This window comes from Mucilaginibacter sp. R-33, assembly GCF_049949235.1.
In the GTDB taxonomy this organism is placed as follows: Bacteria; Bacteroidota; Bacteroidia; order Sphingobacteriales; family Sphingobacteriaceae; genus Mucilaginibacter.
The window spans coordinates 1,629,997-1,655,994 of the sequence record NZ_CP188089.1 but is presented as its reverse complement, the minus strand read 5'-3'; the positions used below and the strand labels follow the sequence as shown (position 1 = coordinate 1,655,994).

Genomic DNA, 25,998 nt, shown 5'->3' with positions numbered 1-25,998 from the left:
GTATTGCGCATACGGCGTTGTAAAGAAAAGTTAATTTCATATTTTTGAATAAGATTGGGTTAATAAAATGCAGCCCAGGGCTTCGACATCTTGTGCTGCCTGACCTATTTTAAACCGGAAGCGGTGAGAGGCTTCCGGTTAATTTTTGGTCTGTTGATATGGGATTGATCTGAGATTTATCGTAGTTGTTTATCCATTAAGTTTTGTTTTAGTGATTAGCATTTAGTTTGTTTAGTTGTAAGTATAAAGTTTAAGTTAAATATCATTTACTGTAGGATACCTTCACTGTTTTGCCCTCCACCGCAAATTTCATGTTATTAAGCTCCAGGATCCTGAAAACATCGGCGAGGTTGCTGCTCCTTGAAATTTCACCGAAAAATTTCTCTGTTGGCATATCGCCATCATAAACCACATCAATATCATACCAGCGGCTTACCTGGCGCATAACCTCGCGGATATCCTCATCTGCAAATGAGAATATGCCGTTTTTCCAGGCTACTTCTTTGTCAAGGTTCACTTGTTGTTTACTTATCGTACCGTTACCAGTACGGCTTATTACAGCCTGCTCACCGGGAACAATAAGTATTGAGTTTGTTGCCGATGTTACCTTTACCGAACCCTCCAACAGGGTGGTTTTAACCAAAGCTTCATCGCCGTAAGTATTGATATTAAAATGCGTGCCGAGCACCTCAATAGTTTGCAATGCCGATTTTACCCTGAATGGCATTGCTTTATTTTTTGTTACTTCAAAGTAGCCTTCGCCATTGAGCGTTACCTCACGTTCCGCTCCCTTAAACACGGTTGGATAAGTTATTGACGATGCCGCGTTAAGCCACACGTTAGTGCCGTCGGGCAGGATGACCTTGTACTGCCCGCCGTTAGGGGTGGTAACCATATTTTGAACGGCTTGATTCTGCCCGGTCGCCTCGGCCTGGTAAACGATCTGCCCATCGGCCGTTTTGGTAATTTTAACCCCGGCTTGTTTAGCTATTTGTCCGTTGGCAGCATCATCAAGCGATATGGTTGTGCCGTTGGCCAAAGTAAGCGTAGCCTTGTTGGTACCAGGTACTATGCCTTTGTAAGAGTTTGCGGCCAAATTATCGGCCTTATACCGGTTACGAATAAAAAAGTAAGCACCAACCGAAATAAACAACAGAATTGAGGCGGCCACGGCATATCTGGTCCAACCCGATCTTAAAGGCATGGTAACCGGCTTTTTTTCGTATTGCGCTATCCTCTCATCAACCTTTGCTTTAATAGCATCTTTCAGATACAGGTAGTCGGCCTCATTTTCATCAGTAATGAGGTCATCGTTCAAATCAAACAGGTTATAGTACGATTCCAGGAATTTAATTTCTTCCTGGGTAGCCTCGCCACGTTTGTATTTTGTTAGTATTTGTATAAAATATTGCTTGTTCGCCTCGTCCATTTACATCCTTTATATATACATGAGTCGGCAAAATGAAAATAGCCCATGTTAATTGAAAATATTTTTAATGTTTTATTTAAAAATAATGCGCATTTAAAATCAAAATGATAAAATATTATCAACCAATCATCATAATTGATAAAAATAGCGCATCTTCATTAAAGAAAAAACGTTTTATCAACCTTTTTGATAAAAATAAAGCAATACATGGAGTAAGAAAAGTGATTTGCGAAGTATTGCAAGGGCCTTCCCCATTTGATTACGAACGGTTTTGGGGGAGATTTCCAGTTGATCGGCGATTTGCTGGCTTGAGAGGCCTTCATTAAAGCGCAAGTTGAATATAATACGCTGCTGGGGCGGTAAAGTATCTATAAGCTCATTGAAAGCTTTCAAAAATTCGTCATGAAGCACATTAGCATCGGCGCGACCAAGATGGCTTTCAATTTCATGGACTGTATCAGGCAAGGCCGCATAGCGCGATTCCTTTTCCATATATTTAAAAACGCCGTTGCGAGCGGCAACCAATAAATAAGCCGGCAGGTTCTCAATCGGCGACGTTGACGTGCGCACCCATAACTGCACAAATACGTCTTGAGCAATATCCTGAGCGCGTTCTATATCGTTAACCCGTTTGTATGCTGCATTATAAACCTGCTTCCAATATTTGGTATATAATGCATCAAAGGCAGGTTTGCTGCCTTCGCCAATAAGTTTCAGAAGTTTGGCATCGTCGTCTGACAAGTCAAGAGGGGCCATGCATTATTTTAATTTCCTATGTTGATCAGGTTAATTACACAAACATCATGGTGTTTTAATGCTCATTGTATATGTGTCAAATCCAAATATAGAAATTATCTGGCAAAATAAAATCTTATAAACGGGTTTAACCCCGATGGCAGAGAATTATCAGCTTAGCATGGCAAGAATGCTCCGATTAGCCTTAATCTGATGGCCGCTTTCTTAATTATTGTAATTTACACGGTTATTCATTTGTACTTGAATGCCACCTACAGAATAAGTTTAAGGTTTAAGGCTTAATGGCGTAACAGAATCCCGGTACAATATATCCTATAACATTTACTACATTTATACTTAAGACATCAAAATCTATGGATCTTATTATCAAAGTACTCATCGGCCTGGTAGCCTTTATCCATTGTTATATATTATGGTTGGAAATGTTTGCCTGGACAACCCGCGGCCCCAAGGCATTCAACAAATCATTGCAGGAACTGGAAAACAGCAAAGTTTTAGCGGCTAACCAGGGTTTATACAACGGATTTTTAGCAGCGGGTCTGATCTGGACATTCTTTATCAGCGACGCACAGTGGCATAACTACGTGGCCCTGTTTTTCCTGAGTTGTGTTGCCGTAGCTGGTATTTACGGGGCACTTACAGTAACCAAAAAGATCTTCTATATACAGGCCGTACCTGCAATACTAGTCATTGTATTAATCATGATGAGGTGAGCGCATTTATTAACCTTACGCAATCTTTTATCCGGGCCACAATGGAAAAACTATGAAGGGATTGGTCTCGCTATAGCTGGTTACAACAAACAATTCACGGTTTCGATTGCTGCCTGGATAAATACCAACAACGTGTCGACCTTACGACCAAACGTGGCATCACCCTCCAGGGCTTGTGATCCTATTGCTCAAAAGGTTGTGGGAAGCAGCGAATGGGCCCACATTAACAAATATTAGTACCGTTAGTATAAAGCTGTTTATAATACTCTTTTGCCATCCGGTTACTGTCAAAGCGAGGGAATATATCCTGCATACTGTGCCTAATTATTTCAATCCATTTATCCGGATGGTCGTAATACAGGGGAATGACTGTTTTTTGCAGCAAATTATACAAGTTATGCGCATCGGTTTCATCCTGTTGAAATTTATGTTCACTAATTTCAGTATTGGGTATAACAAAACCGTTCACGCCATCCACAACAAATTCCGGAAACCAGCCATCAGGAATCGAAACATTAATACATCCGTTCATTGCAGCCGACATCCCGCTCGTACCTGAAGCTTCGTGGGTGAGTCGCGGCGTGTTGAGCCAGACGTCTGCCCCTTGTTTAAGTAATCGTGATAAACGCAATTCATAACCGACTAAAATCGCGCAGTTTGGGTAATCCTTACATAAGTTTACGATCTTATTAAAACTGGCTATCGCATCATAATCCATTGGATAAGGCTTTCCTGCCCATATCATTTGGATCGGCATTTTATTGTTAGTTAGAAGTTGGTGAAAAAAGTCCATATCATGCAATAGCAATTCCGGCCTTTTGTACCCGGCGAACCTTTTCGCAAAAACAATGGTGAGCACTTCAGGATCGAGGAGAACACCGCATTGGTCCGCTACCTCGTCAAAAAGTGCACGCTTACCTGCCTTTTTCTTTTCCACCAGCTTTTGCATCTGATTAGTTTCCAATGCCGCATACATTTCCTTGTCTGCCCAATAAGAATAGCTCTGGGCATTGGTTATAGAAGTAAGTTCACAAATGCCATTATTTCCATTCCATATTCCTTGTAGCGTGTTTAAATGCATTTTCGACACAGCATTGGCTTTGCCAGAGAACCTAAACGCAGTTAAGGTATGATCCATAACGTCACCCTGACAACCCGCTATTTCCTTTATCTCATCTATTGGAATATCCCCCCAAAACGCCATTTTATTAAGCAGAAACAAATCGGACCGTTGGTTGCCGCCAGGTTCAGGTGTATGGTTAGTGAAAACCAGTCTTTTTTTTACTTCCTCAACGGATTGATATTTTTTATATAAATAAAATGCGATAGGCAGGGCATGTGATTCGTTCAGGTGATAAATATCCGGTTGGAAATTGATTGCTTCTAATAAGCGTGCCCCGCCTTCGCCCAGCAATATCGCAGCAGCAGTCCCCGTTTCAGGATTACTGTCATAAAGCTTATGTGAAATGGTTTTAGCCAAATAGTCATTCTCCGGCAGATCTGTTGTCAGGAAAAATACAGGAGCCGTTTTAAAAGTTTCAGGCTTCAGGTAAAATGCGGTAACCCAAACATCATGGCCGGATACCTTAATAGTAAATTTAATGCCGGTATCAATGAGGAAGTGATATATTTTTTCCTGGAAGAGTACCTCCATGGTTTCATCGCCCTTTCTTCCCTGGTTATAATACCCATATTTCCACAAGATTCCGATACCTATAACGTTCTGCCTGAGTTCATAGGCGCTCCTCATAAAAGAGCCTGCAAGATAGCCGAGGCCACCTGAGTAGGTTTTAAGGGGCTGATGGACGGCATATTCCATGCAAAGATAAGCGACCGGCATTTTGTATTCCGGGTTTATTGGGTAAGGATGCTGAAAGGAGAAGTTCATATGATTGAAAAAAAGATCCGTAGCTATTTTAAGGTTGACGGGTATATTAGTATTATAGACTATTTTAATTTCTGTTTTTCACAAGTCGTGATGAATATTTTTTCAAATGTTGGTGTTTATCTGCTAACCGGGAATGACACGGATCAGGATATTATATGACAGTACGCACAAGCCACTAAAATTCAAACGATGGATTAAGAGCCAAATTTGAAACCGGCCCGCAATTGACTTTAATAAGTAACCCCACTCCTACATCCTTTAAAACTGAAAGCCGCTTTTAATATTTCAGTTTACAACAATTCTTTCACAATGATGCCCTTTCCACGTAAGTACTTTCGTCATTCCCGTGTTTTCCAGTCTGAATATGAAAAAAGGACGAAATGCGGCTGCGAAGACCTTCGGGACCTCATTTTGAGCCGATCGCGCATATTAATAAATGATTAAAACTTAATAATCATATGATCTGCGTCAAAAACGATTGTTTATTAATTGTTACTTTTGTATAGTTTTGAAAAAGTTCACGGCCATATTGCTTTTAACAACCTTCCTGTTCTCAACAACTGAACTCCACCAGTTGCTGAAATTGCCTGTGGTTTTTGAACACTTTGCCGAACACCGGAAGGAAAACAACAGCATTTCATTCCTGCAATTTCTGGACATGCATTACATGCATGGCAGCCCGAGGGATAAAGACTACAGGGAGGATATGAAGCTGCCCTTCAAAACAGCAGATAATTGCACAGCAACGATATCACCCGTGCTGGTTCCTCAATTATTCCAGCCACTCGTCCCTCCCCTGGCATTCTCAACGAAAACGAAGTTACATGCCTTCGATCAGTCGTTTAACCACTCAACTTATTTATCCAGCATCTGGCAGCCGCCAAAATCCTAATTAGCAGTCATTTCTATGTTGTTTACAGCGCTTAGCCTGGCTATTCCTGCTATGCGCTGCTTTTTGAATTGCTAATTTTCAAGATCTTATTTTATGTTAAATCATATTATCGCTTTTTCCGTGCGGAATAAGCTGATCATAGGGCTTTTTATTATCGCCCTTATTGGCTATGGCAGCTATCAGTTTACCAGGCTGCCCATTGATGCCGTACCCGATATTACCAACAACCAGGTACAGGTTATCACCATCGCCCCATCATTCGGAGCTACAGATATCGAACGTTTGGTTACCTATCCAATAGAGCAGGCGAACAGCAATATTTCGGGCTTAAAAGAGATCCGAAGCTTTTCCAGGTTTGGCCTGTCGCTGGTTACCATTGTTTTTGACGACGCTACAGATGTTTACTGGGCGAGGCAGCAGGTTGCCGAACGTTTGCAAAAAGTGCAAAGCCAGATACCTGCCGGTATCGGCACACCCGAGCTTGGCCCGGTAAGCACCGGGCTGGGCGAAATTTACCAATACGTAGTGCGCCCTAAAAAGGGTTATGCCGATAGGTATAACGAAACCGAACTCCGTACTATACAGGACTGGATAGTTCGCCGCCAGTTACTCGGTGTCAAAGGCGTAGCCGAAGTGAGCAGCTTTGGCGGGAAGCTTAAACAGTATTCTATTGAAGTTGATCCTAATAAACTGCTTTCCCATAATATTACCATAACTGATGTTTTTAAGGCCCTGGAAAGTAACAACCAGAATACCGGCGGCGCCTATATTGAAAAAGGCCCAACGGTGGTGTATATCCGTAGCCAGGGACTGATTGGCAATATGGAAGATATCAATAATACGGTAATTAAAAATACTGCCGATGGCTCGCCGCTTTTTATTAAAGACGTGGCTGACGTTAAAATAGGCTATGCTACCCGTTATGGTGCGATGTGCTATAACGACGAAGGCGAAGTTGCGGGAGCCGTTGTCATGATGCTGAAAGGAGCCAACAGCAGCGAGGTGATTAAAAACGTAAAGGAACGTATAGCACAAATCCAGAAAACTATGCCAGAAGGCGCGGAGATTGAACCCTTCCTGGACCGTACCAAAATGGTGAACAACGCCATCGGTACTGTGGAGCGCAATCTGCTGGAGGGGGCGCTCATTGTGGTATTTGTACTGGTATTATTCCTTGGCAATTTTAGGGCAGGTTTGCTCGTTGCCTCTGTGATCCCGTTGTCGATGCTGTTTGCCATTATTATGATGAACCTTTTTGGTGTAAGCGGTAACCTAATGAGCCTTGGTGCGCTTGATTTCGGTTTGATCGTAGACGGGGCCGTAATTATTGTAGAAGCCGTAATGCATACCCTTAGCCATAGCAAACATTTTACATTAACTGACAAGATTGGGCAGAAAGAAATGGATCAGGAAGTGAACAGCTCTGCCAGCAAAATGATGAACAGCGCCGTTTTTGGCCAGATCATTATATTAGTAGTATACCTGCCGATCTTCACTTTGCAGGGAATCGAGGGTAAAATGTTTAAGCCTATGGCGCAAACCGTGGCGTTTGCGCTGTTGGGCGCTTTTATTTTATCACTCACTTACATCCCGATGATGAGCGCCGTCTTCCTGAGTAAGAAGATCAAGCACAATCCCAATTTTTCGGACAGGTTAATGGCGAAGGTTGAAAGAATATATCAAAAAACATTAAGCAGGGTAATTGCATTTCCCAAAGCTGCATTATTAACTATTATGGGTCTGTTTATATTTTCAGCCTATATTTTAACCACACTGGGCGGTGAGTTTATACCTGCACTGGAAGAAGGTGATTTTGCGGTTGATACGCGGGTGCTAACCGGCAGTAGCCTGAATACTACTATTACCAATACCCAAAAGGCCGCCCACATCTTAAAAAGCCAATTCCCCGAAGTTGAAAAGGTGGTGACCAAAATAGGCAGCGGCGAAGTTCCGACCGATCCTATGCCGATGGATGCAAGCGATATGATGGTGATCCTAAAACCCAAGAAAGAGTGGACATCGGCTAAAACCTTTAATGAATTGTCTGAAAAAATGGGTAAGGCCTTACAAGCGGTTCCGGGTGTTACCGCAGGCTTTCAGTACCCGGTTCAGATGCGTTTTAACGAACTGATGACCGGTGCACGTCAGGACGTGGTTTGTAAAATATTCGGCGAAGACCTGGATACCCTCGCTGCTTATGCGAATAAACTGGGTAAGATCATCAATACCGTTGACGGCGCTAAAAACCTGTTTGTGGAAGCAGTTGCCGGCATGCCGCAGATCATCATTAATTATAACCGCAATGCCATAGCGCAATACAACCTCAATATCGCCGATATTAACAAGGTGGTTAACACAGCACTTGCCGGGCAAAGCACCGGAACCCTGTTTGAAGGTGAAAAACGCTTTGAAGTAGTGGTCAGGATAAGCAGCGAGCAAAAAAAAGACTTGAAGGATATTCAAAACTTGCTCATCCCGACACCGAGGGGTACACAGATCCCTTTATATCAATTAGCCGATGTACAAATCAAGGACGGCCCCAACCAGATACAGCGCGAGGATGCCAAACGCCGTATCGTAGTTGGCTTTAATGTGCGCGGCCGGGATGTACAAACAATCGTAAACGAGCTGCAGGCAAAGGTAGATAAACAACTTAAATTCCCGGCGGGGTATTATGTAACCTATGGTGGTGCCTTTGAAAACCTGAATGCTGCCAAACAGCGCCTGATGATAGCCGTGCCGGTTTCGTTACTGCTTATTTTCTTACTACTCTATTTTGCTTTCAACTCCATTAAGCACGGATTATTGATTTACTCCGCAATTCCATTGTCAGCTATCGGGGGCATCCTGTTCCTTGCTTTGCGCGGTATGCCTTTCAGCATCAGCGCAGGTGTTGGCTTTATCGCTCTGTTTGGCGTGGCCGTGCTCAACGGTATTGTATTGATATCGGAATTTAACCGATTAAAAAAAGAAGGTATGACCAATTTGAAACGTATTGTGTTATCAGGCACCAAGGTAAGGCTAAGACCGGTACTGATGACAGCATTTGTAGCTTCCCTGGGTTTCTTTCCCATGGCTATCAGTAACGGTGCCGGTGCCGAAGTACAAAGGCCGTTAGCTACGGTAGTAATAGGTGGCTTGCTGATCGCCACTTTCCTCACCTTGTTTGTATTGCCCGTTTTATATATCATGTTTGAAAAAGGCTTTAAAACAGTGCTATCGAAGAAAACGGGCACTGTACTTTCCATCGCTTTGCTGACTGTATTAAGCCAACCCTCGAGGGCGCAAACGCCCATCACCCTTAAAGCCGCTATAGATACTGCTTTAAAAAACAACTTACAAGTTAAACATGAACAGTTAAAGTCGAAGTATCAGCAGGTACTGATCGGCACATCAGCCAATATTTCGCAGGCTACGTTGTTTGGGGAGGTTGGACAAATCAACAGCAGTTACAGCGATACCAAATTCGGTATTTCCCAGTCTTTTAACTTTCCGACTGTCTATAGCAGGCAGAAAGAACTTTTGCAAGAAGACTGGAAAAACAGTATACTTAATGTCGCGGTAAATGAGGTGCTGTTAAAAAAGCAGGTTAGCCAGGTGTTCAACACCCTGGTATATCTGGAAAACAAGCGAATGTTATTACAGCATGCCGATAGCCTGTATTTGAGCTTTTATAAAAAAGCCGAGTTGCGGCTGGCCAAAGGCGAAGCCAATATACTGGAGAAAACGAGTGCTGAAACATTATTGGGACAGGTGCAGATGCAGCTAAGCCAGTTAAAAGAAGATGTGGCCATCATACAACTGCAATTCCAGTTGTTACTTAATTCTACAGAGCCCTTAACCCCAGATAAATCCGACTATAAATTAGCCGTTATATTGGCCTCAGACACCTTGACCTTGAAAAACCACCCGGTAATAAAACTAATAGCTCAGCAGCAGCAAATTGCAGACGCCGCTATCCGCATGGAAAAGAGCAAGCTTTTGCCTGATCTGGCCATAGGATATAACAATACCAGCATCAAGGGTATTGGTGCCGATAATAAGCTTTACAATGGCTCAAACCGGTTTAATTCAGTGCAATTGGGTATCGGCATACCTATTTTTGCCGGAGCGCAAAAGGCGCGGATCAACAGCGCGAGAGTAAACAAACAGATAGCCGAAAGTAGTTATGCTATGGAACTTCAAAGCATGACAACAGCTTATCAATCTGCCATTTTTCAATACAACAAGTACCTGCAAACGGTTCAGTATTTTGAAAGTAAGTCGTTAAAAAACGCCGCTTTAATAACCGTTACCGCCAATCAGCAAATTGCCGCCGGAAACATCAACTACCTGGAATGGATACAACTGATTAACCAAGCCACTGCCATTAAAAATGATTACCTGGATGCTGTTCGCAACCTTAACGAGGCCATCATTCAACTCAACTATTTTTCAAACAACTAAAAATATGATCATGAAATCCATTATATATTTATTAGTCATCATTATTCTGCTATCTGCCTGCGGCGAAAAAAAACCGGCAACAGATAATACAGATAAAGCAGAGAATACTAACATTGTAACCCTGACGGATGCGCAGCTAAAAAATGCATCGATACTTACAGGCAAGATTGAGCAAAGGGAAATATCATCTGTATTAAAACTCAATGGAAAAATCGATGTTCCGCCGCAAAATATGGTTTCCATTAGTGTCCCTCTCGGTGGGTATTTAAAATCAACCAAGCTATTGCCGGGCATGCATGTAAATAAAGGTGAAGCCATAGCGATGATAGAGGACCAGCAATATATCCAGTTACAACAGGATTATCTTACAGCGAAGGCGCGGATAGGGTACCTGGAAAATGAATATAACCGCCAAAAAGACCTTAACCAGAGCAAAGCGAGCAGTGACAAGGTTTTTCAGCAGGCCGAGGCCGAATACCGCAGCCAGCAAGTGTTAATTAGCTCATTAGCTGAGAAATTACAACTTATTGGTATCAACGTACGAACTATCAGCGCTTCAAAAATATCAAGGAGCGTAAATATATATTCTCCTATAACCGGCTTTGTATCTAAAGTAAATGTCAATATCGGCAAATATGTGTCCCCGACGGAGGTGCTGTTCGAGTTGGTCAACCCAACAGATATACACCTGGCGCTGAAAGTATATGAGAAAGATCTGGATAAATTATATATCGGTCAAAAACTGGTGGCTTATACCAACAACCAACCGGCAAAAAAACACGAAGCCGAGATATTACTGATTGGCCGTGATCTTTCTGCCGACAGGAACGCAGACGTGCATTGCCATTTTGAAACCTACGATAAAACACTGGTTCCGGGTACTTATATGAATGCAGAAGTACAAGTAAAAAATACTAAGGCATATGCCATAGCTAACGAAGCCATTGTTCAGTTTGAAGGTAAACAGTATATCTATAAAGTTATCGGGAACCGACAGTTTGAGATGACCGAGGTTAATACAGGCGAAAGTGAAAACGGCTTTACAGAAATACTGTTGCCCACAAAAGCGATGACCGCGAACACTGTTTTTGTGACCAAAGGTGTGTATTCATTATTAATGATGATGAAGAATAAGGCGGAATAAAATTAAATAGCGTTTAAACTAAGGCCTGTCAAATATGAAAACTAATATCATGATGAAATTAGTCATTTTAGTAGTTGCCATCACTATATTATCATCATGCGAAAAAGCTATTGTATATAATGGAAATGTTAATATTATGGTACAATACAATCAACAACCCGTGCCAGATATTCCTGTTTATTACTATGCCGGGATACCTGAAAAAGACAACTCAGGTAACATTAGATATCAAGGAATGCAGCTTTCCGCTATTGATGGAAGTGCAACTTTTAGGCAATTACCCCCCGGGCAATATCACTTTACTGCATCTGTTTTTTTGAAGCCCGCCCATAAAACGGTAGCAGCAGACACTGATGTCACAGTGAGAAAGCGTTACCGGGACGAAAGTAATTATCAGATACTACTCCCCCTTCGTTAAATTAAGTCCGGAAACAGAAAATGCCTCTTGGCATTTTCTGTTTCACCCGGCCCCGTTGTCGTAATAGGATAAATTGCTAAGTACTGCAGGTCGGTTTTTGCAGTGTGGCTTTTGGGGTACAGGGAATTACATTATGTCCCGATCTGCATATTTATTTGAATCAGGATCCGCAATAATTACCTGGTTATCATAGTGATTAGATTAAGCATACGTACAACTTCTGGCCTTCGAAAATTTCACCTTTCAAGCTTTCCACCGCCAATTTCTGATTTCGGGCATATCCTCACCATTAACATTGATGTATTGTTTGTGCTCAACCAATTTGTCCATTAGGTTTTGTTTAAGATATAAACCTTTACTGCCCAAATGCGGCAATCGATCGATTACGTCCATGACGAGATGAAACCTATCCATTTCGTTAAGCACGGTCATGTCAAAGGATGTCGTTATTGTGCCTTCTTCTTTGTAACCTCTTACATGAATATTGTTATTGTTGGTCCGATTATAAGTAAGCCTGTGAATAAGCCATGGGTATCCATGAAAAGCGAAGATCACGGGTTTATTGATAGTAAAAAGCGCATCAAAATCATGGTCGTTCAAGCCATGTGGATGGCTGGATTGCCTTTCCAGCTTTAGCAAGTCGACAACGTTTACAACCCTTATCTTTAAATCAGGAAAATGTTCACGCAATATGGATACAGCAGCCAGCGTTTCTAATGTAGGCACATCGCCACTACAGGCCATCACAATATCCGGCTCACAGTCCTGATCATTACTTGCCCAGTCCCATACCCCAATGCCTCTTGAACAATGAACCACAGCCTCATCCATACTTAACCATTGAGGAGAAGGATGCTTCCCTGCTACCATAACATTTACATAATGTTTGCTACCCAGGCAATGAGCCATAACCGACAAAAGGCAGTTAGAATCCGGCGGCAAATAAACCCTCACAATTTCTGATTTCTTATTAATGACGTGATCAATGAATCCCGGATCCTGATGGGTAAAACCATTATGGTCCTGGCGCCAAACGGTTGAAGTAAGCAGAATATTCAGGGATGCTATCTTTCTCCGCCATGGTATCTCCCGCGTCATTTTCAACCATTTGGCGTGCTGGTTAAACATCGAATCGACGATATGTATAAATGCCTCATAACAATTGAATAGCCCGTGCCTGCCGGTTAGCAAATACCCTTCGAGCCAACCTTCGCACTGATGCTCGCTGAGCATCTCCATTACCCTCCCCTCTGGGGCAAGGTATTCATCGTTCACTTTAATGTTAGTGTTCCACTGACGGCTGGTAGTTTCAAAAATTGCCTCTAACTTGTTTGAGACAGTCTCATCGGGACCGAAAACTCTGAAATTTTGAGGATTAAGAGATATTATATCCCGTAAGAAACGACCGGTGACATGCACATCACCTTCGCCTGTGATACCCGGATGGTCAACATTAACTGCATATTTCTGAAAATCAGGAAGCACCAACTCTCTAAGCAAAAGCCCCCCATTTGTGTGCGCATTTGCTCCCATCCTTCGGTTACCTTTCGGCGCTATTTCTGCAATTTCTTTTTTTAAACTGCCGTTAGCATCAAATAATTCTTCGGGCCGGTAACTCTTCATCCAGATTTCGAGCATTTGCAAATGACTCTCCGGGCTTGACCCGGAAACGGTAAGCGGTATTTGATGAGAGCGAAATGTGCCCTCTATCTGCTTTCCATCAACAACCTTTGGGCCGGTCCATCCTTTTGGTGAATTTAATATGATCATCGGCCATTTTGGTCGCTCCTGCCCTGGATGCTCTATGGCATTGTATTTTATTTGCTTTAGAAAATGTACCGCTTGTTCTAAGGCCGCGGCCATAGCCTGGTGCATAATTTCGGGGTCCGAACCTTCGACAAATAAAGGAAAGTACCCATAACCATGAAATAATTGTTCGAGCTCGATGTGGGGAATGCGGGCTAAAACCGTAGGATTTGAAATCTTATAGCCGTTCAAATGCAAAATTGGTAATACAGCGCCATCGGTAATCGGGTTCAGGAACTTATTAGAATGCCAGGCAGTTGCCAGCGGACCGGTTTCGGCTTCTCCATCGCCCACAACACAAGCAGCAATGAGGTCCGGATTATCCAGCACAGCGCCAAATGCATGGCTTAACGAATATCCAAGTTCGCCTCCTTCATGCATTGATCCCGGCGTTTGGGGTGAGGCATGACTGGATACACCACCTGGAAATGAAAACCGTTTAAACAAATTTTTCATCCCCGCACGGTCCTGGCTAACTTCCGGATAAACTTCGCTGTAGGTTCCTTCCAGGTATGTACCTGCTGCTACGGCAGGCCCGCCGTGCCCGGGTCCTGAAATATAAAGCATATTTAAATCATATCTGTTAATGATCCGGTTAAGGTGCGTATAAATAAAATTCTGCCCGGGGGTGGTACCCCAGTGGCCTAATTGCATTTTCTTGACGTGTTCTATTTTTAAAGGCTCTTCCAAAAGCGGATTATCACAGAGATAAAGCTGGCCGACAGACAAATAATTAGCTGCGCGCCAATAAGCATCTAATTTTTCCAAACATTCACCGGTTAACGGCGCGTTATCGATTGATGTGATATCAGTTATCATTGTCATTTTAATTGCTTTAAATAATTTAAAATGCGGTTTATTTCATTCACAATCCGCGCCATCATCAGTTCCTCATCAGTTGGTATAATATAGATGTTTACCCCTGAATAATTTACAGATATATTCTTATTTTGGTTAAGATTCATTATTCAGGGATTTAACATTATCAACAAATATCGAATGACTGGGATCCTCAAAACATGACCGCCATCACTAATTCTGATGAGTAACAGCATTTAGTTAACTTTTGGATTTACCCGAAGAAAGACTGATGATATGCCTAACCTTAAAAGAAATAACCACTCTGAAAATACCTGCTCCCAAAAACGCCATTCCTGTCCATACGATCAGGTTAGCGATACCAAAAGCAGGATAAGCAAGAATGCCAACTGAAAAGAAAATGATAACCAAGCTATTAAACATGATCCAGCCCCAACTCCCGATACCGTAAGCACGCATATCAAGCGCGCTTCCTATCCCCATTATGCCTCTTACAAGCAACCAAAATCCAACAATAATCGGAAGCAACATCATGGTTATTGTTGGGTAGGTAAACAAATAACTACCTATAGCTAAATCAATCAACCCGCTTGCCAGCAGCCACCCCCAGCGCTCAATATGCCGGACACTTATCATTGCAAAAACAGTTTCAAAAAGGCCGGTCATCATCATTCCTACAGCAAACGTAATACTAAGTGAAAGATACGACTGCAGCGGCGATAAAATCACCCAAAGCCCAAGAACACCAAGCAAGATACCGGATAGCAGCATCAATATCCAATACCTGGACGGGACAATTACCCTGTTATAAACTACAGCTTCCATAGTTTGATTTTTTTTTTGCGGCGTTTGATCAAAGAAAAAGTTGCACCTGCACAATCAAAGTACAGGCGCAACGTGGTTGATCAGTCAATGTTAATTTTCTTTTTCTCTGCAACAGCTGGGGTTGTTTTACGAATATCAATAGTCAGCAACCCGTTCTTGTAATTTGCTTTAATGTGGTCGTCATCCACATCTTCGGGTAAGTTGAAACTTCGGGTAAAGGAACTGCTTGAAAATTCTTTGCGGGTGTAATTCTCTTTTTCCTCATTATGTTCCTCGCTGGTTTCGGCGCTGATAGTCAGCAAACCATTTTCAATTCCGATATTGAAATCATCTTTCTTGAAACCCGGGGCGGCAACTTCAAGTTCATAATTCTCTTTCTTATCACGGATGTTTACCGCCGGCAATAACTCCCGATTGAAGAAAGGATGATTGAAAAAATTGTCGTTGTTCCAGAAATCCTCCATCATTGAACGCAATGAGGGAATGTTGTTTGATTTTACTAATGTTGACATAGCGTTGTATATTTAAGTTTATGGATCAAAATTCGGAATGGATTATTCAACCGCACATGACCGTGCTCACAAAGAGCTATGATTGTGAGCATTAAATGCAAGCTGCATTTAACTATTCATGTTTAAAGTCAAGCTCAGTCATGATCACGGTCATTTATAATGAGGAGTGAGATGTGAATATTTGTGTAATCAAATCAGTTACTTAAAAACTCAATTCATTATCATGAAAACTATCCTCGCACTCACCGATTTTTCCGATAATTCATCAAACGCTGCAAATTCGGCTGTACTACTGGCAGGTAAACTGCATGCCAACGTACTTTTGTATCATAACTATGAAACCATAGCGGTAGCATCCACTTTCTCAGGAGGGCCCTACGTAGAAGAAGAGTTTTTTTTAGCCACTACCGAAACAAAGAAAAAACTTGATCATCAATTAAATACACTACAATACATTGCAGATGGGATTGATAAAACCGAACGAAAGCCAACGCTTAAAGGCTTAAGCGGTGACGGTAACCTGAAAGATAATCTCAAACAAATAATTGATGAAAACCAAATTATGTTTATAACGATGGGGGCCCCGTCAGGTACCTCTATCGAACACTTGTTTTTCGGTAGCGAAACCAATAAAATAATTCAACACACACAACGCCCGGTATTGGTTGTACCAGCCAATACCAGTGTTAACAATATTAAAAAGGTAGTGTTCGCGACGACCTTCGATGAAGCGGATATAGCGCCACTCCATTTCCTAATTGGCCTGGGAAAGATCTTCAATTTCAGTATTGAAGTAGTACATGTAAACCAGCCGGTAAAAGATAAGAAACAGCAAATTGAAAAAGAAGGAGCATTCCAAAAACATATCGCCAAATTCGGGTATGACAATATTTCGTTCAAGGACCTCGGAGGCCGTGAAGTTGCGGACCGGCTACACCGTTATTGCGCTGAAGAAAACCCTGATATTCTCGCGGTAGTTCATCACCAGCATTCTTTTTTCAGGCGCTATTTTGAACATAGCACTACCAAAGAAGCTCTTAGCGACCTAAAATTGCCGCTGTTCATTTTCCCGACTATTATTTAAACCCGGTTCAGTTTATTAAAAGCGGTCCATTCAAAAATGGGTTCAACCCATACTTTGAATGGACCATTGGTATCAGTTACATGAAGCGGCTTATTGAACCGGAAATTTCATTTCGAACACGGTGCCTTTTCTCAGACTTGTATTAAAGTCTATTCTTCCGTTCATCAGCTCAACATATCGCTTCACAATGTTAAGCCCCAGGCCGGTCCCTTCTATGTCAGTTGTATTACCGGCCCTGAAAAATGGCTGAAATATACTATCACAATCTTCGGTTGGAATTCCCATACCATTGTCCCGTATACTAATGGTGCAGGTGCCTTTTACAAGCTGGGCATTTATATTGATTATACCGTCTTCCCCGGAATATTTAATAGCATTAGAAATGAGATTAATAAGACAATGCCTGATCAATTGATTATCAAGCATTACATCGATAGTGTCGATATCGTCATTAACAATAATTTGCTGATTGGCCTTCTTCAGCAATGACATCTCCGCAGCTATTTCTTTTATCAGAGCTCCCAGGTTAAAGATTACACGATGGATATTTACACTGCCGGACTCGATGCGTTCGATTGACAAAAAATCATTCAGGATACCGGTAAGATCTGTCACAGCTCCTTTAATTTTAGCAAGATGCTCGAATATTTTGCCCTTGTCCAGCCTTTCAAAATACCTTTCTATCAGCGATGCAGATAACTGAATGCGGCTAAGAGGGGTCCTGAATTCATGTGAAGCTATCGATACAAAACGGGTTTTCATTTTATTAACCTCTTTCTCTTTATTCAAAGAGGCGTTTACTTCTTCTTTTGCCTGTTCAAGCGTCTGGACGATATTCTTCAGGAAGGTTGTACGCTTTTCTACAATTGTCTCGAGCTCTGAAGTATATTGCCTTTGCTGTTCTTCAATTTCTTTTTCGAGGCTAAGGTCATGAATTACACCTGCGTAAACCGCTTGCTGCTTAAATAAAACCTCACTTACTGAAAGTCTTGCAGGGAAGGAACTTCCGTCTTTTCGTAATGCTACAATCTCCCGGCCTTTGTTAATTATCTTCGCATAACCTGTTTCTTTATAAACATCTATACTGCGGTTGTGTGATATGCGTGCCTGTACGGGCATTAAATAGTCAACATTCAAACTGCACAGTTCACCCGACTGATATCCAAACAATTCGTCAGCAGCTGGATTGGCATAAATGATCTGTCCGGTTTTATCAATTATAATAATACCATCTATCACATGCTGTATAACGGCTTTTAAGAAATTCAGATCATTCATATTGATAGCGATATTGATAATAAAACTATTAAATGTGTTCCAAAAGCCACTTTATAGGGGTGATTGGCTTTGCCGGCTTTAGCCCAAACGTTTTGATGCACTTTTCGGAAATTAAACTAACGGCTTCTTCTATGTTATCAGTTATCAAATACAACTTCATATCACCAGGCCCTATTGTTCCATTAGCCTTCATGAGATCGATATGTTCAACAAGTTTGCAATAGTATTCTTTACCGAAAATAATCACCGGGAAGTCCTTTATCTTGTGTGTTTGGATCAGGGTAAGCGCTTCAAAATATTCGTCCATTGTACCGTATCCCCCAGGCATAACAACAAAGGCAAAAGAGTATTTGACCAATAACACCTTCCTTACAAAAAAATGTTTCATGTAAACCCATTTGTCGAGGTATTGGTTAGGCTTCTGCTCTACAGGAAGCTGGATATTACAGGCAACAGACCGGCCACCAACGTCCTTAGCTCCCCTATTAGCCGCTTCCATTAGTCCAGGCCCTCCCCCTGTCATAATTGTAAAACCGAGTTTCGCAAATTCGGCAGCAGCTTTCCGGGTCAGTTCATAATAAGGATGGTCATCCTTAAATCTGGCCGAACCAAATACCGTAATGCAGGGGCCAATAAAATGTAATGCACGGAATCCTTTTATAAATTCCCACATTGTTTCGACCGTAAAACGAAGCTCTTCAAATCGCGAATGGGGACCCTCCAGGAATGCGATCTCAGATTTATTGCTCTCTTTAGACATCACTAATTATAATTAAAACAAAGCTTTATCTTTATTCCATTTAACCTGCCGCAACATTGAATACATGCCAACGCCCTCTCTTTGATAGCAATTGGCATTAAACTCTTCAATTTCACCATTAGTGACGTTACATGTTAAATTAATCAGGTCATCAGGTTTATTAACGATTCCATACGTCTCGGTAGGCTTACAAATTGACAGAACAAACAGTGGGCTTACCATATATTACCGGCCATTATTAATATGACTTCATGTTGCTTTTTTGAGGCTGCAAAGCGCCTGTTAAGATGTGCGTGAGATTTTATAATATATCCCTGCTGAGTAAAAGTTTTCGATCCTAATTCACGGTCTAAAAAACACTAAAAATGTACGGCAGATAATCCCTCAGGCAGAACCAGCAACGGAATCTCTATATGATGTGAAAGTTTTTGGGTATAACTGATGCCAAAAAGCTTTTCAAGCGAATTTACTTTACGGTGCACCATAACAAGCATATCAGCTGTGCCATGTTCGCTTAGCCAGTCGAGGCCATGCATTACATCTACACTTTTTATATGTCTGTAATAAACTTTAGCGTAATTGGCTTTGCAGGTCACCTCCTTCAAAAAATCGTCTACTTTACGCTTATCATCTCCCTCTTCAATTTTATCATCGGTAATATGTGCTATTAATAATTCGGCATTAAAATAATAGGCCAGGCTTGCTACCGAATGAATTAGCTCAATGTCGTTATCGTTCAGATCTGTAGCGAAAGCGATTTTAAATATGGGATGAAAATGAGCATTTGCCGGGATCAGCAAAACCGGGAAGGAAGCTCTATTGATCACGTCCTGTGTATTGCTACCCAAGAAAAACCTGCTTATGGCCCCGGCTCCCGACATGCCCATAACCACCATAACGCATTTTTGCTCTTCTACCACGTTTCTGATTACATCCACCACATCACCTGTAGCACTACGTGTGTTTATAAACTCCCGATTGCCGACCGCTTCACCTAAGTGGATGTCATGCAATAATGCAGCCGACAAGCTTTGCAGTTCCTGCGTTGTCTCTTCTTTGAGGGAATTATAATCTTCGAGCGGCCAGGCCACCTGATTTGCCATCGGTGATTCGTCAGGTACTTTTATAGCATGGCATAATATTACGCCTGCTCTGATAATTTGCGCAATATTTACCGCATAACTTGCCGCATTTTTTGCCTGCGCCGAAAAATCTGTTGGAACTAAAATCGTTTTCATAATTTTTCAAAATCATAATTAAAACCGCTCACTTTGTTTTATTGACGGGTTTAAGGCCATAAAGCTGATTTTCAACCTTACTGTCAAGGTTATATACATCTTCATATTTTACAATCTGGCCATCCACAATAGCAGTAGTGATATAAGTGATCCTGATTGGGACAGGCTTTTTAAGTTGAAAAACTTTAATTTCCCGATCCATCAGGGCTCGGTGCATGGATTTTATGTCTGTTTTATTTCCGGCTGTAGTTAATAACAATTTAGCAAGTTCTTCTCCCCGCTCAATTCTTATTGCCCCGTTACTCGTCGCTCTTTTTTGCTTCTTGAATAAATTCTTGTCAGATAAACCCAACAACTCTATACCTGCCTTATTGCCGGGCATGAAATAGATGTAAGTACCATTTTTTTGATTGCCTGTTTTTTGTTTAAAAAACAGATTATAAGGAATCATTTTGTCTCTCTGATTAGTTTTGGGATTTACAGCGCCTGTTCCGGTAGCAAAATCTGTAAGCGTACTTACCATTAAGGGTGTTGGTGTAGCAGGAGACCCTACCACTATTTTGAAATTAAACGTTGTATCCGGCAGGACTAATTTTAATGTATAAGTTGGGATATTAATCTGGATATAAGTACTATCGTTTATTTCGGCCCACCGTAGCCGCTCCATATTCACAGCAATTTTTCTCACATCGGCTTCCGGCGTTTCATAGCAGTCTCCCTCATATAGCCCTTTAATCAAATGTAACTGATGTTGAAATATTGCGTACTCTCTGTTTAAAGGTTGCACTTTTACTACTGCGTCCATAAAGGCAGGTAATTTGAGCGCATTAGTTAATATTTCTTCGCTCTTAAAGCCATTAATGGTTGCCTTATCAATTTTTGCTGGCGGATAATATGGGTTCAGTTTGCCGAAATGCAGGTTATTCATAAAAGCGAGCATAGCGTCGGTGAGGAATATCTCAAACCGGGCCTTTTGCTTGTTGCTTACTTTACCGGGTTGTTCGAGGATGGTGTGCAACGTGGTATACTGCAACTCTTTAGGATGATAATCTTCGTGCCTTAAACCAAATTGCAACACACAATCAATCAGGAGCATGGCAGCCCATGTTTTATTTTGATCTTTTTGTTCCACTGTCCATACCGGAGCAAAAGCCCGTTTTTCGTAAAACCGCTTGGCTGAAACAGGAAAATACAAACCATTATTCAATGCCTTATCATTTAATTGCCCGGCGATCTGTGCTGTGATCGAAGTATCAGTTGTATTGCAAATAATGGTTTTTCCTGGTGCATAGCTTTTTGACATGGCTCCTACCGGCATAAAAAAAATGCACAAAACAAACAGCCAAATAAGAGTTTGTTTACTTGCGGCAAAGCTTATTTCAACCGTTTTCATAATATCGTTTTTATGATGTAAAATTGCAATGCCTGGCAGGTTAAATTAGTGACGACGGTCATTTATCCAATTGATCCTGAACACTCAAAACAGTTTCAGCTTTGTAAAATCAATATGGAAAGACAAGCACCGGGATGCCTACTTGTACAGGAACAGAAGTATCACTCCCCTCGGTTCTCAACTGCTCACAATGAAATCGGTGATGTACAACCGCCAGCAGATCGGCATGCATATTATGTATCATAACATCAACAGCCCGTGACATATCACGTTCTTTTGTATTACTAAAAAACAGCCTCTCATAACCAATTTTTTTACTTATCTCGTCGCTAAAGAGTGTTAGCGCATAATTTTGTTCTATATGGGGCAAACCCTTTGCCGAAATATGAGCGAGTAACAGATCTGCCTGGAAGGCCTGGGCCAAAGAAGCAAGATGTTTCAAAACATTTAACCGGCAATATCGTAAATCAGCGGTGTAAACCAAGCGCTCAAAACCACCATCAAACTTCAGGGGAACAAGCATCACCGGGCAAGATATCCGGTTTAAAACCGCCTGCACCTTAACGTCCCGATTAAATGGTGCCGATTCCGGCAACCCTTTTATAACCATCCAAACGCAATTTTTATTGATGTAAGCAATCAATTGCGCTTCCGTATCACTTGACACTTCAAGTTCTTCAATTAGCGGCATATGTTCACCTTCTTTTAAGGACAAATTGGCCGGTTGGCCCCGTAACGGACCGGGTATGTAACCATCAGCGGCAACGTGCCCCGCCAATTGCAATGCTTTAGAAAACGATGGTTGTTTTACCGCATATATCCGGGCCAAAACTAAATTAGCTCCAATGTGCTTTGCTATGTTGAAGGCAAGATGCGTGGCATTTGTAGCGGACGCAGAACCATCGTCAATTACCAGGATCGTTTTCATAGGCTGTGTTTTCAGGTTAATAATTGAAGTACAATAGCAAAATTAGGCATAGGCACATTTTATCCACTTGATGTAAATCAGCGATTTACATGATTTTCCTCATATATTTTGCAGGCTTTATCCTCCACATTTATATCAAAAATGGCTATGAAAACAATAATTTCCCTTACTGATTTCTCTCCCAACGCAACACATGCAGCGCATTATGCCTTAAAACTGTCACTCGGTTTAAAAGCTGATTTGGTATTATGTAATGCTTGCCTGTTGCCAATTGATATACCGAGCCCTTATACCATCACATGGCCGATTGAAGAATACGACATGCTAAGCAAGGAAAGTACCAATATGCTGGAATTGCTAAAAAGCCAGCTTGCAACCTGGTCAGAAACTTTGAACGTCGATAATGGATTCACTCCACGCATATCCATTAGGAGTTCATTTGGAGATTTAGGTAACATGATAGAGGCCCTATCTTCCACAAATGATATTGCCATGGTCGTTGCCGGTACTCATGACAAAGACAGCTTAAATACGCTTTTACAAGGGAACATGGTAAAAAACATGATGAACAGCTTTGATTTCCCTTTATTGCTTGTTCCACAGACTGCAGAGTTTAATGACATAAAACGGATCGCGTTTGCCACCGATCTAACTTGTACAAAGGATGATGTAATTGCTCTTGAATCTTTAAACAAATTGATAGAACCACTTGATGCAGAACTAATCCTAACATCAGTAAACAACCACCCGGACCATACTGGCTTAAACGAACAATTTATAGAGCAAATACTTGATGCTATTGCCAATCAGGAAAAATGCTCTTTCTTGAGTAAAAGAATTATAAGAGCCGACAAAATCGAGACTGGGCTTTCAATACTTTGCGCAAACGAACGTATAGATATACTGGCAATGGTACATCACCATTTTAACTTTATAAAACGACTTTTTCATGGCAGCCATACCCTTGAAATGGCTAAAAACATTAATATTCCGTTGCTGATATTAAACGCGAAATAGAATTTAACATGCACATTACCGTACAAGGGTACAATATCATCTTAAGCTATGATAGCGATTTGCAGACAGCTGTTACTATGTACAACGGACAAAGAGGTTATTTAATTTTTTTATAAAACCATCTCTTGGCAAGTTCAGCCGATAGAATATATGCAGTAACAGTTGCAAGCATCAACATATAGTATTTCCAGGACAGTGGTACGAAACCAAATATTGACGCCAATGGCGAATATGGAATCATTAACACCAATAGCAATATTGCAATGGTAGTTATCGATAGATATCTGCCGGGAAGGCTTTTAAAAAATGACAGTCGGGTACGTACTACTAAAACAATTAAAACTGCAGAAACCACCGATTCGGTGAACCACCCTGTTTGAAAAACTCTTTGATTTGCATGCAAAATAAAAATTAGCACGGCAAATGTCAAATAATCAAAAACAGAACTCAATAAACCGAAAACGATCATAAATCGTTTAATAAAACTGAGGTTCCACCGTTGCGGCGTTTTAAGATTAATGTCATCAACCCTGTCTGAAGATATGGTCATTTCAGGAAAATCGGTCAGCACGTTGGTAAGCAATATCTGCTTTGGCAACAAAGGCAAAAAGGGCAAAAATAACGATGCACCGGCCATACTAAACATATTACCAAAGTTTGCGCTGGTAGCCATAAAAATATACTTCATGGTATTTGTAAATGTTTTACGGCCTTCTATAATCCCGTCACATAATACATTTAGGTCCTGATCCAATAAAACGATATCAGCTGCCTCTTTTGCAACGTCAACCGCCGAATTTACTGATATACCCACATCGGCTGTGTGCAGCGCTGGCGCATCGTTAATACCATCTCCCATAAAACCAACAACGTTCCCTGCTTTTTTTAAAACACTTATGATACGTTCTTTCTGGCTGGGCTCAACCTCCGCAAAAATATGGGTAAGGGGCGCCTTATGACGCAATGCTGCACTACTCATATTACGTATTTCCTGACCGGTAAGGACCTGTGCGGATGAAAGCCCAAGCTGTTTAGCCAGGTTTCTGGCTACCGGTGCGTTATCACCTGTAATGATCTTAAGTCTGACACCGAGATGTTGCAGCTTTTGAATAGTTTCAGACATACCGGCACGCGGCGGGTCAAACAATGTTATAAACCCAAGGAAAACCATATCATGCTCATTTTCCCTGGTGAAAATTTGATCAGGACCAACTTCCTTATATGACACTCCAAGCGTACGCAATCCCGAATCACTTAAAAGCTGATATTGAGCTAAAATCGCTTCTTTATGGTCGCCTATATCCGCAAGAATACCTGCCGATATCTCAACCCGATTGCAAACGTCAAGGACCTGACGCACAGCACCTTTCGTGATAGCTATGTTACCCGCCTTGATTTTCACCTGGACGGTAAGCCGTTTACGTATAAAATCATACGGCACCTCTGTAATCGCCGAAAAATCCTTCGCCTCATTTCCCTCATAATGGACAGAACAGATGGCCTTATCGATCGGGTTGACAAACCCTTGCTGGGCGCTGGCATTAAGCCAGGCATATTTAAAAACTTTATCGCTGGGTGCGCCTTTAAAATCAAGTGTCCCTTTTAAAGTTACTTTACCTTCTGTAATTGTCCCTGTCTTATCAGAACACAAGATATTCATGCTGCCAAAGTTTTCAATAGCGCTCAGCCGTTTTACAATCACCTTTTGACTGGCCATCCTGCGGGCACCAACCGAAAGATTAACGCTAATGATGGCGGGCAACAATTGAGGTGTAAGCCCTACGGCCAACGCGAGTGAAAACAAAAACGAATCCAGCGCCGGCTTATGCAGCAACACATTAACGGCAAAGATCACCAACACTAACAAAAGCGTGATCTCCATTAACATATATCCAAATTTTCTTATCCCTTTTTCGAAATCAGTTTCAGGAATTCTTAATGACAGCTTATCTGATATTTTCCCAAATTCAGTTTGCTGGCCTGTTGTCACGATGAGTGCCTTTCCAATACCGCTTACCACGCTCGAACCCATAAAAAGGCAATTGTTGCGCCTGGCTAAGGGGGCGTCAACACTTTCAACTCCTGGATTTTTTTCTACCGGGTAAGATTCGCCGGTAAATGCCGCTTCATCAACAAACAAAGCCTCAGATTCTAAAACAAGGCCATCGGCAGGAATAATATCTCCCGCGGAAAGGCAAATCACATCTCCGGGTACAACAGCAGTTACCTCAAGCTCTGTCTTCCTGTTGTCCCGTAGCACGGTGCAGTGTAGCTGAACCATCTTTAACAGTTCACTTACCGCATTTGCTGCACCTTTTTCCTGCCAGAAACCAAGAAGGCTGCTGATCAGGACAATGATCATAATGATCAATGTGTCGGCGGTATCTCCCAGGGCTGCGGAAAGCAAAGCAGCAGCTATAAGCAACAATGTTACCGGGCTTTTAAACTGAGAAAATAATATGATCAGGTTATTAAATCTATTAGCTTTTTTTAACGTATTGGCACCATATTGCTTAAGCCTTTTAATAGCTTCGGCAGTGCCAATACCTGTTGCCTGAGTTTCAAGGAGTTTAAATGCATCATTAATAGAAAGTTGCCAAAAATTACTCAGTTGATCATTAGTTTTGCTTTCCATCAGTTTGGGCTAAAAGA

At 41.6% G+C, this 25,998-nt stretch carries 20 protein-coding genes; 8 read left to right on the top strand and 12 right to left on the bottom strand.

Annotation, left to right across the window (positions count from 1 at the left end; genetic code table 11):
• Positions 1-262 precede the first annotated feature (262 nt).
• Both ACP26M_RS07025 and ACP26M_RS07020 read right to left on the bottom strand, forming a co-directional pair.
• Complete coding sequence (locus tag ACP26M_RS07025; protein WP_426587421.1) at positions 263-1,429, bottom strand: FecR family protein; 1,167 nt, start codon at positions 1,427-1,429, stop codon at positions 263-265.
• 177 nt (positions 1,430-1,606) lie between these two features.
• Positions 1,607-2,185: an RNA polymerase sigma factor gene (locus tag ACP26M_RS07020; RefSeq protein WP_426587419.1), complete on the bottom strand. Its 579-nt coding sequence runs from the start codon at positions 2,183-2,185 to the stop codon at positions 1,607-1,609.
• 353 nt (positions 2,186-2,538) lie between these two features.
• Here ACP26M_RS07020 and ACP26M_RS07015 point away from each other — a divergent pair, with 353 nt between their 5' ends.
• The gene (locus tag ACP26M_RS07015) at positions 2,539-2,898 is read left to right on the top strand and encodes a DUF1304 domain-containing protein (protein WP_091164385.1); all 360 of its coding nucleotides are present in this window, start codon (positions 2,539-2,541) and stop codon (positions 2,896-2,898) included.
• Positions 2,899-3,121: 223 nt separating this feature from the next.
• On the opposite strand, the gene glgP is transcribed toward ACP26M_RS07015, so the two are convergent.
• Entirely contained in the window at positions 3,122-4,648 is a 1,527-nt protein-coding gene (glgP, locus tag ACP26M_RS07010) for an alpha-glucan family phosphorylase (protein ID WP_426589704.1), read from the bottom strand.
• Between the two features lie 51 nt (positions 4,649-4,699).
• Here glgP and ACP26M_RS07005 point away from each other — a divergent pair, with 51 nt between their 5' ends.
• The 5 genes from ACP26M_RS07005 (at position 4,700) to ACP26M_RS06985 (ending at position 11,686) form a co-directional block, all read left to right on the top strand.
• The gene (locus ACP26M_RS07005; RefSeq protein WP_426589789.1) at positions 4,700-4,945 is read left to right on the top strand and encodes a hypothetical protein; all 246 of its coding nucleotides are present in this window, start codon (positions 4,700-4,702) and stop codon (positions 4,943-4,945) included.
• 349 nt (positions 4,946-5,294) lie between these two features.
• Positions 5,295-5,678: a hypothetical protein gene (locus tag ACP26M_RS07000; RefSeq protein ID WP_426587416.1), complete on the top strand. Its 384-nt coding sequence runs from the start codon at positions 5,295-5,297 to the stop codon at positions 5,676-5,678.
• A 93-nt stretch (positions 5,679-5,771) separates the two neighbouring features.
• On the top strand, positions 5,772-10,124 hold the full coding sequence (locus ACP26M_RS06995) for a CusA/CzcA family heavy metal efflux RND transporter (protein WP_426587414.1): 4,353 nt from the start codon (positions 5,772-5,774) through the stop codon (positions 10,122-10,124).
• A 10-nt stretch (positions 10,125-10,134) separates the two neighbouring features.
• Positions 10,135-11,268, top strand: a complete 1,134-nt coding sequence (locus ACP26M_RS06990; RefSeq protein ID WP_426587412.1) for an efflux RND transporter periplasmic adaptor subunit — start codon at positions 10,135-10,137, stop codon at positions 11,266-11,268.
• Positions 11,269-11,302: 34 nt separating this feature from the next.
• Positions 11,303-11,686: a hypothetical protein gene (locus tag ACP26M_RS06985; protein ID WP_426587410.1), complete on the top strand. Its 384-nt coding sequence runs from the start codon at positions 11,303-11,305 to the stop codon at positions 11,684-11,686.
• Positions 11,687-11,929: 243 nt separating this feature from the next.
• Here ACP26M_RS06985 and ACP26M_RS06980 read toward each other — a convergent pair whose 3' ends face one another.
• The 3 genes from ACP26M_RS06980 to ACP26M_RS06970 form a co-directional block, all read right to left on the bottom strand.
• Positions 11,930-14,317 carry a phosphoketolase family protein gene (locus ACP26M_RS06980; protein ID WP_426587408.1) on the bottom strand — a complete coding sequence of 796 codons (2,388 nt, stop codon included), beginning with the start codon at positions 14,315-14,317 and terminating at the stop codon, positions 11,930-11,932.
• A 234-nt stretch (positions 14,318-14,551) separates the two neighbouring features.
• Positions 14,552-15,136 carry an HdeD family acid-resistance protein gene (locus ACP26M_RS06975; protein ID WP_426587406.1) on the bottom strand — a complete coding sequence of 195 codons (585 nt, stop codon included), beginning with the start codon at positions 15,134-15,136 and terminating at the stop codon, positions 14,552-14,554.
• An 80-nt stretch (positions 15,137-15,216) separates the two neighbouring features.
• A complete protein-coding gene (locus tag ACP26M_RS06970) occupies positions 15,217-15,648 on the bottom strand; it encodes an Hsp20/alpha crystallin family protein (protein ID WP_413320899.1) in 432 nt (143 codons plus the stop codon).
• 223 nt (positions 15,649-15,871) lie between these two features.
• Between ACP26M_RS06970 and ACP26M_RS06965 the strand changes: the two genes are divergently transcribed.
• Positions 15,872-16,732, top strand: coding sequence for a universal stress protein (locus tag ACP26M_RS06965; protein ID WP_426587403.1), 861 nt, complete (start codon positions 15,872-15,874; stop codon positions 16,730-16,732).
• A 90-nt stretch (positions 16,733-16,822) separates the two neighbouring features.
• Here the strand turns inward: ACP26M_RS06965 and ACP26M_RS06960 are convergent, their stop codons facing one another.
• From ACP26M_RS06960 to ACP26M_RS06940, 5 genes are all read right to left on the bottom strand, one after another.
• Positions 16,823-18,010 (bottom strand): PAS domain-containing sensor histidine kinase, encoded by a 1,188-nt coding sequence (locus tag ACP26M_RS06960; protein WP_426587401.1) that lies wholly within the window; start codon positions 18,008-18,010, stop codon positions 16,823-16,825.
• A gap of 28 nt (positions 18,011-18,038) precedes the next feature.
• Entirely contained in the window at positions 18,039-18,770 is a 732-nt protein-coding gene (locus tag ACP26M_RS06955; RefSeq protein ID WP_426587399.1) for a TIGR00730 family Rossman fold protein, read from the bottom strand.
• Positions 18,771-19,129: 359 nt separating this feature from the next.
• Positions 19,130-20,008 carry a universal stress protein gene (locus tag ACP26M_RS06950; RefSeq protein WP_426587397.1) on the bottom strand — a complete coding sequence of 293 codons (879 nt, stop codon included), beginning with the start codon at positions 20,006-20,008 and terminating at the stop codon, positions 19,130-19,132.
• Between the two features lie 28 nt (positions 20,009-20,036).
• Positions 20,037-21,401, bottom strand: a complete 1,365-nt coding sequence (locus ACP26M_RS06945) for a hypothetical protein (RefSeq protein WP_426587395.1) — start codon at positions 21,399-21,401, stop codon at positions 20,037-20,039.
• 109 nt (positions 21,402-21,510) lie between these two features.
• On the bottom strand, positions 21,511-22,329 hold the full coding sequence (locus tag ACP26M_RS06940; protein WP_426587393.1) for a hypothetical protein: 819 nt from the start codon (positions 22,327-22,329) through the stop codon (positions 21,511-21,513).
• Between the two features lie 147 nt (positions 22,330-22,476).
• Between ACP26M_RS06940 and ACP26M_RS06935 the strand changes: the two genes are divergently transcribed.
• On the top strand, positions 22,477-23,346 hold the full coding sequence (locus ACP26M_RS06935) for a universal stress protein (protein ID WP_426587391.1): 870 nt from the start codon (positions 22,477-22,479) through the stop codon (positions 23,344-23,346).
• Between the two features lie 97 nt (positions 23,347-23,443).
• On the opposite strand, the gene mgtA is transcribed toward ACP26M_RS06935, so the two are convergent.
• Entirely contained in the window at positions 23,444-25,981 is a 2,538-nt protein-coding gene (gene mgtA, locus ACP26M_RS06930; protein WP_426587389.1) for a magnesium-translocating P-type ATPase, read from the bottom strand.
• Positions 25,982-25,998: the final 17 nt, after the last annotated feature.

Bases quoted from the DNA above. Each gene is read 5' to 3' on its own strand.
- ACP26M_RS07025 (WP_426587421.1), bottom strand. From the start codon at position 1,429: ATGGACGAGGCGAACAAGCAATATTTTATACAAATACTAACAAAATAC.
- ACP26M_RS07020 (WP_426587419.1), bottom strand. From the start codon at position 2,185: ATGGCCCCTCTTGACTTGTCAGACGACGATGCCAAACTTCTGAAACTT.
- ACP26M_RS07015 (WP_091164385.1), top strand. From the start codon at position 2,539: ATGGATCTTATTATCAAAGTACTCATCGGCCTGGTAGCCTTTATCCAT.
- glgP (WP_426589704.1), bottom strand. From the start codon at position 4,648: ATGAGGAGCGCCTATGAACTCAGGCAGAACGTTATAGGTATCGGAATC.
- ACP26M_RS07005 (WP_426589789.1), top strand. From the start codon at position 4,700: ATGGACGGCATATTCCATGCAAAGATAAGCGACCGGCATTTTGTATTC.
- ACP26M_RS06995 (WP_426587414.1), top strand. From the start codon at position 5,772: ATGTTAAATCATATTATCGCTTTTTCCGTGCGGAATAAGCTGATCATA.
- ACP26M_RS06990 (WP_426587412.1), top strand. From the start codon at position 10,135: ATGAAATCCATTATATATTTATTAGTCATCATTATTCTGCTATCTGCC.
- ACP26M_RS06985 (WP_426587410.1), top strand. From the start codon at position 11,303: ATGAAAACTAATATCATGATGAAATTAGTCATTTTAGTAGTTGCCATC.
- ACP26M_RS06980 (WP_426587408.1), bottom strand. From the start codon at position 14,317: ATGACAATGATAACTGATATCACATCAATCGATAACGCGCCGTTAACC.
- ACP26M_RS06975 (WP_426587406.1), bottom strand. From the start codon at position 15,136: ATGGAAGCTGTAGTTTATAACAGGGTAATTGTCCCGTCCAGGTATTGG.
- ACP26M_RS06970 (WP_413320899.1), bottom strand. From the start codon at position 15,648: ATGTCAACATTAGTAAAATCAAACAACATTCCCTCATTGCGTTCAATG.
- ACP26M_RS06965 (WP_426587403.1), top strand. From the start codon at position 15,872: ATGAAAACTATCCTCGCACTCACCGATTTTTCCGATAATTCATCAAAC.
- ACP26M_RS06960 (WP_426587401.1), bottom strand. From the start codon at position 18,010: ATGAATGATCTGAATTTCTTAAAAGCCGTTATACAGCATGTGATAGAT.
- ACP26M_RS06955 (WP_426587399.1), bottom strand. From the start codon at position 18,770: ATGTCTAAAGAGAGCAATAAATCTGAGATCGCATTCCTGGAGGGTCCC.
- ACP26M_RS06950 (WP_426587397.1), bottom strand. From the start codon at position 20,008: ATGAAAACGATTTTAGTTCCAACAGATTTTTCGGCGCAGGCAAAAAAT.
- ACP26M_RS06945 (WP_426587395.1), bottom strand. From the start codon at position 21,401: ATGAAAACGGTTGAAATAAGCTTTGCCGCAAGTAAACAAACTCTTATT.
- ACP26M_RS06940 (WP_426587393.1), bottom strand. From the start codon at position 22,329: ATGAAAACGATCCTGGTAATTGACGATGGTTCTGCGTCCGCTACAAAT.
- ACP26M_RS06935 (WP_426587391.1), top strand. From the start codon at position 22,477: ATGAAAACAATAATTTCCCTTACTGATTTCTCTCCCAACGCAACACAT.
- mgtA (WP_426587389.1), bottom strand. From the start codon at position 25,981: ATGGAAAGCAAAACTAATGATCAACTGAGTAATTTTTGGCAACTTTCT.